The sequence below is a fragment of the Streptomyces sp. UF-297 genome (assembly GCF_058245575.1).
This window is the reverse complement of sequence record NZ_JBSIBZ010000027.1, coordinates 59065-73041: the sequence shown is the minus strand read 5'-3', so window position 1 is coordinate 73041 and position 13977 is coordinate 59065. Positions and strand designations below refer to the sequence as shown.

The window sequence follows — 13977 nt, the reverse complement described above, 5'->3', positions numbered from 1 at the left end:
TCCATCTCACGCCCCCGCCAGAGCGGAGTCCCGCCGGGAGTCGACGAGCGCGGCCAGCGCGCGCAGATCGGGCTGGCGCAGCACCTCCGGCGCCCGAAGACGCACCGCGCACCGCTCTTCGAGGGCCGCCAGCAGCCGGGCGGCGATCAGCGAACTCCCGCCGGATTGGGTGAAGTTGTCCTCAGGGCCGACCTCCGGCCGGCCCAGCAGCTCCCGGCACAGCTCAACCACCAGGCGCTCGGTGGCCGAGCCCGGCTCCCCCTCGGCCGGCGGCGCGGACCCGGCCCGCTGCTCCTCGGCGGCCAGCAGTGCCGCCCGGTCGATCTTCCCGTTGGCATCGAGCGGGAAGGCGTCGACGATCCGTACGATCGCGGGCACCGCCTGCTCGGGCAGCCAGCCGCGCACCCCGTGTACCAACTCGGCCGTCTGCGGCGGCACGTCGCCGGGAGCGGGCTGCACGAACGCGACCAGGCTCAGCACGCCGTCCGCGCAGGTGCGCGCGGCGACCGCGGCGCGCCGCACCCGCGGGTCCTGCTCGAAGGCCGCCTCCACCTCGGCGGGCTCGATCCGCACCCCGCTCACCTTGACCTGGTCGTCCATGCGGCCGAGGAACTCCAGCACCCCGTCCGCCCGCATCAGCACCCGGTCTCCGGTGCGGTAGACCCGGTCCGTGCCGGTCACGCCGGGCGGCGGGGCCACGAAGCGCTCGGCCGTCAACTCCCGGTCCAGATAGCCCAGGGACAGCCCGCTGCCGCCGATGCGCAGCTCACCGGCCTCGCCCCGGGGAACGACCTGCCCCTCGGCGTCGGTGACGCAGACGAGGGCGCCGTCCACCGGCGTGCCGATCGGCGGGGCCGTGGCCGGGTCCTCGCGCCCGGGGGCGAGGGTGTGCGCGGTGGTCTGCACGGTGGCCTCGGCGGGCCCGTAGGCGTTGTGCACCCGTGCGGTCACCTCCGGCGCGGGGCGGCGGCGCAGCCGGTCGCCGCCGACGCAGAGGTGCCGCAGCGCGGGCAGCGCGGGCCAGGGCCGCTCGAAGACCATCTCGGCCAGCGGCGTGGGCAGCACGGCCACCGACACATCCGCGCGCCGCCACCAGCCCGTCAGCGCGTCCGGGTCCCAGCGGACCTCCTCCGGCGGGACGGTCAGCGCCGCGCCGGTGGTCAGGGCCGCCCACAGCTCCTTGATGTGCGGGTCGAAGGAGACACCGACCAGCAGGCTGTGCCGGTCGCCGGGACCGGAGCCGGTGAGCCCGCCGTACCAGTGCAGCAGCGCGGCCAGCGAGGCGCCGCCGACCGCGACCGCCTTGGGGGTGCCGGTCGAGCCGGAGGTCAGCACGGCGTAGAACGTCCCGTCGGGAACGGGCTGTCGGGGCCGCGCGGCACCGAAGGCGGCGACGACGGCCGGGGCCGCGTTGGCGCCCTGCGCCGGGAGGTCCAGCGGGAGGGGGTCCCCGGCGCGGTACTCCTGCGGCAGCAGGCCCGGGTCGCCGATCAGGCACGGCAGGCCGAGCCGCTCGGTGACGGCGGCCAGCCGCCGCTCGCCGGGGCGCGGCCCCAGCGGCAGATAGACGGCGCCGAGCCGGGCGAGCCCGACGGCCACCGCGACCAGCGCGGCGGACCGGTCCAGGCACACCCCGACCAGCTCGCCGGGGGAGACCCGTCCCCGCAAGGACTCGGTGACCCGCTCGGCGAGCGCGTCCAACTCGGCGTAGGACCAGGTCAGTTCGCCGTCCTCGACGGCGGGCGCCGCCGGGGCGGTGCGGACCCAGTGGTCGTAGCGGGACAGGACGCCGGGCAGATCGCCGGGCACGGCGGCGCCGTACTCGACACTGAGGGCGGGACCGCCGGCGGAACTACTGCGTGTGCTGCTCATGGAAGTGCTCAACAATCCTTCGGATTCGCGAGGGACGGCGGGGGCGGCGCGGGCTCAGCCCAGGCCCATGGCACGGGCGACGATCACCTTCTGGATCTCCGAGGTCCCCTCGATGATCGTCATCATCCGGACGTAGCGGTACAGGAACTCCAGGGGGTGCCCGCGCACCCAGCCCGTCGCCCCGTGGACCTGAAGCGCCCGGTCCACCACCCGCACCGCGGTCTCGGAGGAAGTCAGCTTGGCCAGCGCGGCGTTCTCCGGGGCCTCGGTCCCGGCGTCCACCAGCTTGGCGCAGGCCAGCGTGAGCAGCTTGGCCGCCTCGACCTCCGCACGGCTGCTGACCAGGTGCTCCTGCACATGCTGGTACGCGCCGATGCGCTCGCCGAACGCCCGCCGCTCACGGGCGTACTCGATGCCCTGCGCCAGCGCGAACTCGGCGATCCCGTCGCACATGGCGGCGACCACCAGGCGGCCGCGCGAGAGGCTGTCGATGCCGTTGCCCATCGCGGCGCCGATCCCGTCGGGGCCGCCGATCACCGCGTCCGCCGGCACCTTCGCCCCGTCCAGCAGCAGCTCGAACAGCGGCTCGCCCGACATGCCGTCGTAGCGCTGGCCGATGCGCAGCCCGGGGTTGTCCGAGGGCACGACGAAGGCGGTGGCCTCGCCCTGGACGGCGGCGACCACGATCGCGAAGTCGGCCCGGTCGGCGTTGCTGACGAAGGTCTTGCGGCCGTTGAGCACCCACCCGCCGCTGTCGGGGTCGGGCTCGGCGGTGGTGGTCAGCTGGAAGGCGTCCGACCCGGCGTGCGGCTCGGTCAGCGCCAGACAGCGCACCGCCTCCCCGCGCACCAGCGGCTTGAGGTAGCGCTCGATCTGCTCGGGGGTGCCGTGCCGCAGCAGCGGGCTGGGCCCGTCCGACCCGGCCAGGGCGTACGGCGCCAGCGCGCAGCCGCTGCGGCCCGCCGCGTGGTGCAGCAGGACGACCGCGGTGAACGGCATGCCGGAGCCGCCCAGTTCCTCGGGGAAGTCGCCCGCGTAGAAGCCCAGGCCCGCCGAGCGGCGCCGGACGTAGTCGCGCAGGTCGGCCGGCGGCATGTCGGTGGTCTCCGGCAGCTCGGCCGCCAGCGGCACCAGCTCCCTGCGGATGAACGACTCGAAGGCGTCGACGAGTTCGCGGTGCTCGGCCTCCAGGACCGAGGAGGGCGTGCTGCGGGTGTGGGTGGCAAGAGCGGTGCTCATACGGCTGTCTCCCGTACGGCGCGGGCCTGGTCGGCGAGGACGGGGTGCTGGAGCAGCACCCGCATCGGCGGCCTGCTGCCGAGCCGGGGTTCCAGCCAGGCGGCCAGCTGCGCCGCCAGCAGGGAGTGCCCGCCGACCTGGAAGAAGTGCGAGCCGGGGGTGAAGCGGTCGTGGCCCAGCACCTCCCGCCAGCCCTCGGCGACCAGCGCCACATCCGGGTCGCCGCCCGCCTCCGCGGCGTCCTGCGGCGCCTGCTGCCCCTTCAGCGGGAGTGCGGCGGCGCGGCGGGCCAGCGCGGCGCGGTCGGGCTTGCCGCCCGGCAGCGCGGGCATCGTCTCCAGCGTCACCCAGTGGGCCGGTACGAGCGCGGTGGGCAGCCGGCCGGACAGGGCGCTGTGCAGCGCGGCCTGGTCCACGTCGTCTTCCGCCTCCAAGAAGCCGATCAGCCGCGGCCCGCCCTCCTCTGGGGTGTCCAGGACGACGGCGCAGGAGCGGCCGCCCAGCTCGGCGGAGGCGGCGGCCTCCACCTCCTCCAGCTCGATGCGGTAGCCGCGCAGCTTGATCTGGTTGTCGCGGCGGCCCAGGAAGCACACCCGGCCCGAGCTGTCGCGGTATCCCAGGTCACCGGTGAGGTAGACGCGCTCGCCGCCCAGCGCCTCGACACTCACGAAGCGGTCGGCGGTGGTCGCCTTGTCGCCGAGGTATCCCTCGGCCAACCCCGCGCCCGCGATGGCCAGTTCACCGACCGCACCGGCCGGCAGCGGCCGCCGCCCCGCGTCCAGCACGTACATCCGCGTGCCCGGCAGCTCGACGCCCAGCGGCACCTCGGCGCCCTCGGCGAGATCCGCGCGGGCCACCTCGTGCACGGTGGTGGTGATCGCCGCCTCGGTCACCCCGTAGGCGTTCAGGACGGTGACGGCGCCGCCGGCCGCGTCCAGCAGGTCGCGCAGCGCGCCCGCGGGCAGCCGCTCGCCGCCCAGCACGATCAGCCGCGGCGCCCAGCGCCCGTCGGCCAGCGCCTGGCACAGCTCCTCGCGCACGGCCAGCAGATAGCTGGTCGGCAGGTTGGCGACGGTGACCCGGCGCGCCGCCAGGACCGCGATCAGCTCGGCGGCGGTGGGCACTTCGCGCTGCGGCACCACCAGGCAGGCGCCGCTCAGCAGCGAGGGCAGTACCTCCTCCAGGGCCACGTCGAAGGACGGCTGGGCGAACAGCAGCACCCGGTCGGCCGCGCCGAGAGCGAACCGCTCGGCCGTGCTCCGCGCGTGCTGGGCGAGCGCCGCCCGGCCCACCACGACCGGCTTGGGCAGGCCCGTGGAACCGGACGTATGGATGATGTACGCCGCGCCCTCGACGCTCTCCGCGGGCTCGGCGGCGGGGAAGGCGGGGCCGTCCAGCACCGCCGTGGGCAGCCCCTCGGCGGGCAGCGCCAGCGCGCTCTCCCGGGTGGCCAGCACCAGCGCGGGGCGCAGCCTGCGCAGCAGCGTCTCCAGGCGGGACGAGGGGTCGTTGGGGGAGAACGGGCAGTAGACGGCGCCGGTGCGCAGACAGGCGAGCAGCGTCACCACCGTCTCGATACCGCGCGGCAGCACCGCCGCCACCGGCTGGCCCCGCGTGACCCCGGCCGCCGTCAGCCGTCCGGCCAACTCCTCGATCCTGGCGTCCAGTTGACCGAAGGTCAGCTGCTGCGAGCCGCTGACCACGGCGGTACGCGCCGGGTCCTGGCGGCCCACGGCGTCGAGGATCTCCTCCTGCCGCCCGGCGTCCGGCGCGGCCGGAACCGGCTCGGCCCGCTGTGCCGTAGCACCGAGCGAGGCGAGGGCGGCGTCCGGCGCGTCCAGATACGCGCGCAGCACCGCGAGGAAACGCTCCGCCAGCAGCCGCACGGACTCCTCGTCGAACAGGTCCCGGTCGTAGTCCCACACCAGCGTCATCCCGGCGGCGCCCTGGCGCGGCCCGACCACCCGCCGGTCGTCCGGGATCAGCACCAGGTCCAGGTCGAAGCGCGTGGTGCCGGTGTTGAAGCCCTCGTACAGCGACACCTCCAGCTCCGGCACCTCGATCTCGGGCAGCGCCGCGTCATGGGCGCTGAACATCACGCTGAACAGCGGGTTGTCCGCGCCGCTGGTGTGCAGCCCCAGCTGCCGGGTCAGCTCCTGCACCGGCACGTCCTGGTGCGGCAGCGCCCGGATGAGGGTGTCGGTGACGTCGTCGATCGCCTCGCCCGCGCCCGCGGCGGGGTTCAGACGCAGCCGCAGCGGGATGGTGTTGACGAACATGCCGACGGTGTCCTCGAAGCCCTGCGGACGGTTGCCGACCGCCGTGCCGATCACCAGGTCGGCGCGCCCGCTGTGCCGGCGCAGCAGTTCGCCGAAGAGGGTCAGCAGCGTGGAGAACGGGGTGTGGCCCTGGGCGCGGCCGTGCTCGCGCAGCCGCTCGGCGAGGTCGGCGCCGATGGCCTGGCGCAGCTGTCCGCCCGCGTGCCGGCGCTGTGCCCCCGGCCGGGCGAGACCGGGCAGCGGAAGGTCGAAGGCGGCGTCGCGCAGCTCGCCGGTCCAGTGCGCCAGGCTCGGCCCGCGGTCGCGTCCGCCGGCGGCGCGGGCGTGCTCCTCGTAGGAGGGGGCCACGGAGGGCTCGTACGCCTCGCCGAGCACCTGCGCCCGATAGGCGGCGAAGACCTCGCGCAGCAGGATCGCGAAGGAGTGCCCGTCGTGGATGAGGTGGTGCTCCACATGCACGATCCGGTGGTGGCGCGCGCCGAGCCGGGCCAGCGTCCAGCGCAGCAGCGGCGCCTCGAAGGTGTCCAGGGGCGCCTCGGCCTCAAAGCGCAGCAGCTCCTGGAACGCGGCCTCGGGGTCGGCCTCCTGGGACAGGTCCAGGGTGCGGAAGCGGGGCACGGCGCCCTCGCGTACCCGCTGCCCGGGTATCCCGCCGGGCCGGTCCACCAGCTCCAGGCGCAGACCGGGGTGCCGGTCCAGTGCGGCGGCCAGGCCCGCGCGGAGCGCCGCCTCGTCCAGCGGGCCCCAGAGGTCCAGGGTGGCGGTGAAGTTGTAGGCACGGCTGCCGGGCAGGATCTGCTCGTGCAGCCAGACGATCTCCTGCGACGGAGAGAGTCCGAACATGGTGCATCCTTCGGTGAGGGATGAGCGAAGTGGCCCGCTCGCCGCGGCCGGTCGGGCCGGGCGGCAGGGGAGGTGCAGGGCGGTGCCGTCCTCGGGGTGGGAGGTCAGCGCACCGCGGCAGAGGTGGTCGCGAGGGTTCCCGCGGGGGCCTCGGCGCCCATACGGGTGCGCAGCGCGCCCGTCAGCTCGGCGAAGGCCTCCTCGGCGAGGCCGTCGGACAGCGCGGCCCGGTCCCAGGCCATGCGCACCAGCAGCTGCGACCCGTAGGAGACGGACACCGCGAACGGCGCCTGGATCGGGCGGCCTTCGACATGCACCTCGCGCCCGGTGGCGCCGCCCAGTTCGAGCGGCGGGCGCCGGGTGAGGTCCTCGAAGGTCAGCAGTCCGTCCAGCGCGCCGGACCAGGGCGAGCCAGCGGCCCGGGCGGCGCGCACGACCTCGTCGAAAGGGGTGTCGGCGTGGTCGAGGTCGTCCCACCAGGTGTCCGCCGAACCGCCGGGGTGTACCACGGTGTTGAGGAAGCAGCCCAGTACCGGCGGCGCCGCGGCGGGCCGGCCGCCCCAGGGGTAGCCGAGCAGCGGCGGGCGGCCGGGGCCGTAGACGGCACGGGCGGCGCGCGCACAGGCGTCCAGCAGCGCGGGGAAGGCCATGGCCCGCCCCTCGCCGGTGACCGGCAGCAGGGCGCGCGCCGAACCGGTGGGTGCGGCCGGGTCCGAGGCGCCGGTGGCGGGCGGGGCGCCGGTACGTACCGAGGCCAGCCGGCGGGACCAGTACGCCAGGGACTGCGGCCCCGACGCCCGCTCCTCGGCGTCCAGTTGGAGGCCGACGGCCTTGCGGTAGCCGTCCTCCTCCTCGGCCGCCCGGTGCCCCGGCACATCGGCGGGGCCGAGCCGGTCGCGGTAGGCGGCGCCGAGGTCGGCGGTGATGCGGCCCAGGGACTGCTCGTCGCAGACCACGTGGTCCAGCGCGAGGGCCAGCAGCTCGGTGGGCTCCTCGGCCGTCGGGTCGTCGGCCAGGAACAGGCGCAGCGGCGGGCCGTCGGCGGGCCAGTGGGCCAGCGCGCGGCGCAGCGCGCCCGCACCGCTCTCGCCGGGGCGCGTCTCCTGGCGGTGGACGGCCGCCTCCGGTGTCCCCAGGCGCTGTAGGGGAGTTGCCCGCAGGACCTCGGGCCGGGCGCGCAGCGCGGGGTGGGCGGCGGCGAGGTGCCCCGCGGCGGCCCGCAGCCGGTCCAGGTCGACCGTGCCGCGCGGGAAGGCGAAGAACAGCGGGACGACATCGGGCCGGCCGCCGGGGGCGAGACGGCGCGCGAGCAGGAACCGCCGCTGGGCACCGGTGACCGGCAGCAGTGCGGCCGGATCACCGGCCCGCTCGGCGACGCGCCGGTAACGGGCCAGGTACTGGGCGGTGATGGAGGTGAGGGGAGCGGTGGGCTTCGGGTCGGTCGGGAACGTGACGGTGGAGCTGTCGCTGGGGTGCACGATGACCTCTCTCGCGTCTTCGTCGACGCGGCATGTCCTGCTGAAGTCCGCACGAGGGGTGCGGCGGGAAGGTGCAGAAGACAGAAGAAGGAAGGTGCGCAGGGGAGTTCAGGAGGAGTCCCGGGGCGCGCCGGCCGCTTCCTTCGCGGGCCGGGCGTCCGCAGCGGACTCCTTCGCGGACGGGGCGTCCGCAGCGGACCGGCCGTACGCCTCGGGCCGCGGCCCGGCCCCCGGCGGCACCTCCGCGCCGGGTCTGGCGGCCACGCCGTCCGCCGCCGGGTGCCTCGACTCCGCCTCGGGCAGGGGCAGATCGCGCATCCGGCGCAGCGGAGAGCACAGCAGCGGCAGCGGTACGAGCAGGAAGCCGGCCGCGCACACCCACAGCGCGGCGCGCGGCCCGCCGGCCCCGGCGACGGCGCCGCCGGCCAGTGCCCCGAGCGGCATGGTGCCCCACACCATGAAGCGCAGCGTGGCGTTCATCCGGCCCAGCAGCTCATCGGGGCACAGTGCCTGACGGAAGCTGACCTGGGCGACGTTGTAGACCACGGCGCCGAAGAAGACCGCGCCGGAGGCGAGGGCGAACCACACGGCGCCGGCGCCGCGCCCGGCCAGCGGCCACAGCAGCGCGAAGGGGCCGGTGACCACCGTGGAGACCCAGATGATCCGCGCCTGGCCCACCGCCCGCGCGATCGGCCCCGCGCACACCGCGCCGGTCAGGCCGCCGACGGCGGAGGCCGACAGCATCAACCCGACCGTGCCCGCGTTCAGTTCGAGCACCCGTACCAGGAAGACCGTCTGGACGGACACCAGCATCGCGGAGAAGAAGTTGGCGACGCCCGTCGTGATGGCGATCATGCGCAGGATCGGATGGCGCAGGACGAAGGAGAGGCCCTCCATCACCTGTGCCCGCAGCGGCACCCCGGCGGCCTTGACCGGCTCGGGTTCGCCGGTGCGAATACGTACCAGGCACAGGGCCGAGAGCAGATAGCCGATCGCGTCGGCCAGCACCGCGAGCGGCGCGCCGAGCAACTGCACCAGCAGGCCGCCCAGTCCGGGCCCGGCGACCTGGGAGGAGGAACGCGCCGTCTCCAGCGCCCCGTTGCCCGCCATCAGGTGCTCGCGCGGCAGCAGGCGCGGCAGCACGCTCTGGTGCGCCACGTCGAAGAAGACCGTCGCGACTCCGGTGACCAGGGCGACCACGTACAGCTGGAGCATGGTCAGCACCCCGCACACGGCGGCCAGCGGCACACTGGCCATGGCTGCCGCGCGTACCAAGTCGGCGCGGATCAGCAGCGGCAGCCGCCGCATCCGGTCGACCCAGGCGCCCGCGGGCAGTCCGATGAGCAGGAACGCCGCGGTCTCGGCCGCCGTGAGCAGGCCCACCTGGAAGGCGGGCGCCCGCAGTTCGACCACGGCGACCAACGGCAGCGCCACCAGCGTGACTTGCGTGCCCAGCTGGCTCGCCGCGGCTCCGGACAGCAGCCACCGGAAGTCGCGGTTTTGTAAGAGACCGCGACCGGGGGACGGGTCGGTGAGGGGGGAAGGGGTCACATGGCTGACATTTGGTGATGAAGAGGGGGCGGGTCAAAAGCGCAGGCGCTTTTCCGGACAGCTGTCACCGCATTCCGAACGCGTGAAGTTGGTTTTGTCGTAAACCGTCCGATCCACCCGAACCGACAACCCGCAGCATGGACCCCCTCCGCGTCTCCAACTCGTCATGTTCCGGCCACTCATACCCCCTTCGCCCGAATGTCCGATTCCGATACCCTTTGCGTTCGAGAAACGTAAAGAACGCCAAGTTCTGCCCAAGACTGTGCTAAGTCCCTTGCCTTGGCCGCGGCCGCGCGGAGTGCGCACCGCCCTCTCCGTACCTGACGGATCGAATCCTGCGATTGAGTAAAGAATTGACCGGGGGATCTGGTCACGGAGGGCTGTGAGCAGAAAGGATCCGTCTGCACCTTTGTGATCACCGCCGCCGAGTGCGGCGCTCCATGCAGGGGGAACAACCTCGTGAGACGTTCAGCAGCGCTCGGCGCAGCCGGAACCCTGGTCGCCGGCACCCTCATAGCCGGGGCCATAGCCGCCACGCCCGCCGCCGCGGGCGACCGCCACCCGGGCGGCTCGGCGGAGGCGCGCGGTGTGCAGCTCGCCGCGGCCCGCGCCGCGAAGGCCGGCATCGACTGGCAGGACTGCCCGGCCGACTGGGAACTGAAGACCCCCATCCAGTGCGGCTATGTCACCGTCCCGCTCGACTACGCCAAGCCCCACGGCAAGACCATCAAGATCGCCGTGGACCGGGCCAAGAGCACCGGCACCGCCGACGAGCGGCAGGGCTCCCTGCTCTACAACCCCGGTGGCCCCGGCGGCTCGGGCATGCGCTTCCCGACCCGCATCACCAACAAGAGCCCCCTGTGGGCCAAGACCGCCAAGGCCTACGACTTCGTCGGCTTCGACCCGCGCGGCGTGGGCCACTCCGCGCCGATCTCCTGCGCCGACCCGCAGGAGTACGTCAAGGCCCCCAAGGCCGACCCCGTACCGGACAGCGAGGCCGACAAGCGCGCCCAGCGCAAGCTGGCCAAGGAGTACGCGCTGGGCTGCCTGGAGCGCACCGGCGCGGACGTGCTGGCGCAGATGACCACCGCCAACACCGCCCGTGACCTGGACGTGGTCCGCGCCGCGCTCGGCGAGAAGAAGCTCAACTACCTGGGCGTCTCCTACGGCACCTACCTCGGCGCCGTCTACGCCACGCTCTTCCCCGACCACGTGCGCCGGATGCTGGTCGACTCCGTCGTCGACCCCTCCCGCGAGAAGATCTGGTACCAGGCCAACCTGGACCAGGACCTCGCCTTCGAGACGCGCTGGGGCGACTGGAAGAAGTGGGTCGCCAAGTACGACGCGACCTACCACATCGGCAACACCCCGGCCAAGGTCCAGGCGGAGTGGGAGAAGCTGCGCGCCAGTGCCAAGAAGAACCCCATCGGCGGTGTCGTCGGCCCGGCCGAGCTGACCAGCTTCTTCCAGGACGCCCCGTACTACGACTCCGCGTGGACGGAGCTCGCCGAGGTGTGGAGCGCCTACCGCTCCGGCAACGCCAAGCCGCTGATCGAGGGCGCCGGGCCGGACCTGAAGGACATCAAGGGCAACATCTCCAAGGAGAACGGCAACGCCGTCTACACGGCGGTGGAGTGCACCGACACCAAGTGGCCCACCAGCTGGAACAAGTGGAACCGGGACAACACCCGCATCCACCAGAAGGCACCGTTCATGACCTGGTCCAACGCCTGGATGAACCTGCCCTGCGCCACCTGGCCCGTCAAGCAGCAGACCCCCGTCGACGTCAAGACCGGCAAGGGCCTGCCGCCCGTCCTGATCGTGCAGAGCGAGCGCGACGCCGCCACCCCCTACAGCGGCGCCGTCGAGCTGCACCAGCGCCTCAAGGGCTCCCGCATGATCACTGAGAAGAACGCCGGTTCGCACGGCGTCACCGGCCTGGTCAACCCGTGCATCAACGCGCGGGTCGACGCCTACTTCCTCGACGGCAAGACCGACCCCAAGGACGTGACGTGCGCCCCGCACGCCACCCCTGAGCCGGCCAAGGCCAAGCAGCAGCGGTAGCAGCGCAAGCCGGACCCCGCTGAACGCCGCGCCCCAAACCCACCGAGGTCCGGGGCGCGGCCGTTGGCGCGAGCGGGTCCTCGCCACGCGCTGGTGGCGGTCAGCCGAAGAGGCCGGCGAAGGCGGCCCGGGTCGGGGAATGCGACCGGCGGTCCAGTACGGCGAAGACGATCCGGTCGAAGTGACCTGCGAAGCGGCCGCTGTCGAGCAGGAGGGCGGCGAACGCGCCCGCCACGGCGGCCGGTTCGTTACGGAAGACGCCGCAGCCCCAGGCGCCCAGCACCAGTTGGCGGTGGCCGCTGACCGAGGCGACCTCCAGCACCCGCTCGGCGCGCGCCGCGAGCACCCGGGGAATCGCGGCCACCTCCTGCGGCCGCTGCCGGGCGATCACCCCCGCGTTCGGCGCAGCGGACGTCAAGAAGCCCGCCTCGTAAGGCACTTCGAGAAGTTCCCCGCGGTCGTCGCGGAAGACCGGCACGCCGGGGGAGAGGATTACCCGGTCGCTGTAGAAGGGGCTCGGGTCCGCGCGGTGCGCCGCGTAGAAGTCCGGAACCTCGCGCAGACAGGTGTAGAGCGCCGACCCGCGGCACACCGCCTCCTCTTGCGCCTGCGCCCCGTTGAGATAGCCGCCACCGGCGTTGCGCGCCGAGGCGAAGTCGAGCACCGCGACCGGGCCGCCCGCGCCCTCGCGCGCCGGCCGTCCCCCGGCCGTCAGACTGCCTTCCCCCGTGACCTCGAAGGCCGTCTCCACGCCGTCGCCCCCGCCGGGCCCGTCGCTCGCGCACGCGACCGGCCCCGGACCGTACATCCGCGTCCCGGCCCGCGCCCGCGCGACGGGATATCGGCGCGCCTGCCCATGGCGTGCATGTCCGGAAAGATCCCTAGCCCGCGCGGCCGCCGGTGCGCGAGGATGCGCGGGCCTGAGGGTGCCGGGCCCGCAAGGGCTCAACTCCCTTGAGCTGCGCCCTTTTTGCCGCACGCTACGGAGGTCCCCCGATCGTGAACGGAACAATCGCCCGCCGAAGAGTGCTGCGCGGCCTGCTGGGCGGTGTGATCGCGGTGGTGTTCGCCGCCGCGGGCGGGGCCGTGGCGGCGCCGAAGGCCCGGGCGCTGGCCATGTGTGAGCCCGACACGAAGGCGCGGGGGCTGGCCAGCCGGCCGGCCACGGAAAGCCCGGTGTCCGTGCGGCGGGCCGACGGCCGCATCGAGCAGTTCCAGCAGTTCTACGACGACACCGCCGCCTCCTACCTGCCCTTCGTCTGGCACCGGTCGCAGCAGGTGCCCGGCGGTCCGTACGGCGACTGGGCGCGCGTCAGCGCCGTACCCGTCGGCCCCAAGCTCTACCAGGTCGGCGCGGTCGAGAACCGCGCAGGCGGGCTGGAGATGGCCTTCTCCTACCTGGGCGGCTTCTGCCACACCCTGCTGCCCACGCCGGACGGCGACTGGAGCACTCCGGAGGGCTTCGGGCTGTCCCCGGCCCCGTACCACGGCGGAATCGTGTTCTTCACAGAGCGCGACGGCAGGCTGCACGCCTTCGCCTCCAGCCGCAACGACGGCACATCGATGGAGGTGCGCAGCCAGGGCGGCGCCGACGGGACCCAGTGGGGCCCGGTACGCCCGATGGGCAAGGTGCCCGAGCCCGACGTGGGGCTGAGCCAGCCGTCCACGGTCACCCAACTCCCCGACGGGCGCCTGCGGGTGGCTGCCCGTGAGTGGAATCGCGACCGCTACTGGCAGATCACCGAGCGCGAGCGGTCCGGGGCCTGGGGGCCGTGGCGGCTGTGCGGCGACAGCGGCTGCGCCTGACCCCGGACGCGGCGGGCGCAGACCACAGGCCGTGCGCGGTCACCGCGCACGGCGCCCCAGCGAGCGCTGCGGCTGCGCTGCCTTGGCCGCCGCCTTCGCGTCGGTGGCGTACATGTCCACGTACTCCTGGCCCGACAGCTTCAGGATCGCGTACATGATCTCGTCGGTGACCGCCCGCAGCGCCGTGCGGTCCTCCTCCATCCCGGCATAGCGGGAGAAGTCCAGCGGCTTGCCGAAGCGAATGGTGATCCGCATCACGCGGGGCAGCTTGCGGCCCGTCGGCTGCGCCTCGAACGTACCGATCATCGCGCACGGCACCACCGGCACCTGCGCCTTGACGGCCATCGCCGCCACGCCCGTACGGCCCTTGTAGAGCCGCCCGTCGTGCGAGCGCGTGCCCTCCGGGTAGATGCCCAGCACGCGCCCCTTGCGCAGCACCCCGAGCCCGGACCTGAGTGCGGCCTCCGAGGCCCGCCCGCCGGAGCGGTCCACCGGGATCTGCCCCGCGCCCCGGAAGAACGCCGCCGTCAGCCGCCCCTTGAGGCCGGGCCCGGTGAAGTACTCGGCCTTCGCCAGAAAGGTCACCCGGCGCGGCACGATCACCGGCATCACGAAGTGGTCGGAGAACGACAGATGGTTGCCCGCGATGATCGCCCCGCCCTGCGCGGGGATGTGCTCCAGCCCTTCGATCCGCGGCCGGAAGACCAGCCGCAGCAGCGGCCCGAGGAAGACGTACTTGAGCATCTGGTAGAACACGGGGTTCTCCTCACTCTCCCGAACCGGCTCAGTGGCGGCGTTTTCCCAGGTCACAGAGGTATCGGGGGGAGAGCCAGTGTAGGTGCTAG

The 13977-nt window shown here is 73.8% G+C and carries 9 protein-coding genes; 2 read left to right on the top strand and 7 right to left on the bottom strand.

The annotated features are described in order from the left end of the window. Positions 1-6 precede the first annotated feature (6 nt). The 5 genes from AC4IJH_RS17985 to AC4IJH_RS17965 all read right to left on the bottom strand — a co-directional run bounded on the left by AC4IJH_RS17985 (position 7) and on the right by AC4IJH_RS17965 (position 9262). Positions 7-1872: an amino acid adenylation domain-containing protein gene (locus AC4IJH_RS17985; protein WP_490852746.1), complete on the bottom strand. Its 1866-nt coding sequence runs from the start codon at positions 1870-1872 to the stop codon at positions 7-9. Between the two features lie 54 nt (positions 1873-1926). Further along, positions 1927-3111 (bottom strand): acyl-CoA dehydrogenase family protein, encoded by a 1185-nt coding sequence (locus tag AC4IJH_RS17980; RefSeq protein ID WP_490852745.1) that lies wholly within the window; start codon positions 3109-3111, stop codon positions 1927-1929. Next, positions 3108-6233, bottom strand: a complete 3126-nt coding sequence (locus AC4IJH_RS17975; protein WP_490852744.1) for a non-ribosomal peptide synthetase — start codon at positions 6231-6233, stop codon at positions 3108-3110. The genes AC4IJH_RS17980 and AC4IJH_RS17975 overlap by 4 nt, the downstream gene beginning before the upstream one ends. Positions 6234-6337: 104 nt before the next feature. After that, positions 6338-7711 carry a non-ribosomal peptide synthetase gene (locus tag AC4IJH_RS17970; protein WP_490852743.1) on the bottom strand — a complete coding sequence of 458 codons (1374 nt, stop codon included), beginning with the start codon at positions 7709-7711 and terminating at the stop codon, positions 6338-6340. 108 nt (positions 7712-7819) lie between these two features. Further along, a complete protein-coding gene (locus AC4IJH_RS17965) occupies positions 7820-9262 on the bottom strand; it encodes an MFS transporter (RefSeq protein ID WP_490852742.1) in 1443 nt (480 codons plus the stop codon). A 459-nt stretch (positions 9263-9721) separates the two neighbouring features. Here AC4IJH_RS17965 and AC4IJH_RS17960 point away from each other — a divergent pair, with 459 nt between their 5' ends. After that, positions 9722-11326, top strand: coding sequence for an alpha/beta hydrolase (locus tag AC4IJH_RS17960; protein WP_490852741.1), 1605 nt, complete (start codon positions 9722-9724; stop codon positions 11324-11326). 100 nt (positions 11327-11426) lie between these two features. Here AC4IJH_RS17960 and AC4IJH_RS17955 read toward each other — a convergent pair whose 3' ends face one another. Beyond that, positions 11427-12275, bottom strand: coding sequence for a TIGR02452 family protein (locus AC4IJH_RS17955; RefSeq protein ID WP_490852740.1), 849 nt, complete (start codon positions 12273-12275; stop codon positions 11427-11429). Positions 12276-12325: 50 nt separating this feature from the next. Between AC4IJH_RS17955 and AC4IJH_RS17950 the strand changes: the two genes are divergently transcribed. Next, on the top strand, positions 12326-13132 hold the full coding sequence (locus AC4IJH_RS17950) for a PLL family lectin (RefSeq protein WP_490852739.1): 807 nt from the start codon (positions 12326-12328) through the stop codon (positions 13130-13132). Positions 13133-13171: 39 nt separating this feature from the next. On the opposite strand, the gene AC4IJH_RS17945 is transcribed toward AC4IJH_RS17950, so the two are convergent. Next, a complete protein-coding gene (locus AC4IJH_RS17945; protein ID WP_490852738.1) occupies positions 13172-13888 on the bottom strand; it encodes a lysophospholipid acyltransferase family protein in 717 nt (238 codons plus the stop codon). Between the last annotated feature and the right edge of the window lie 89 nt (positions 13889-13977).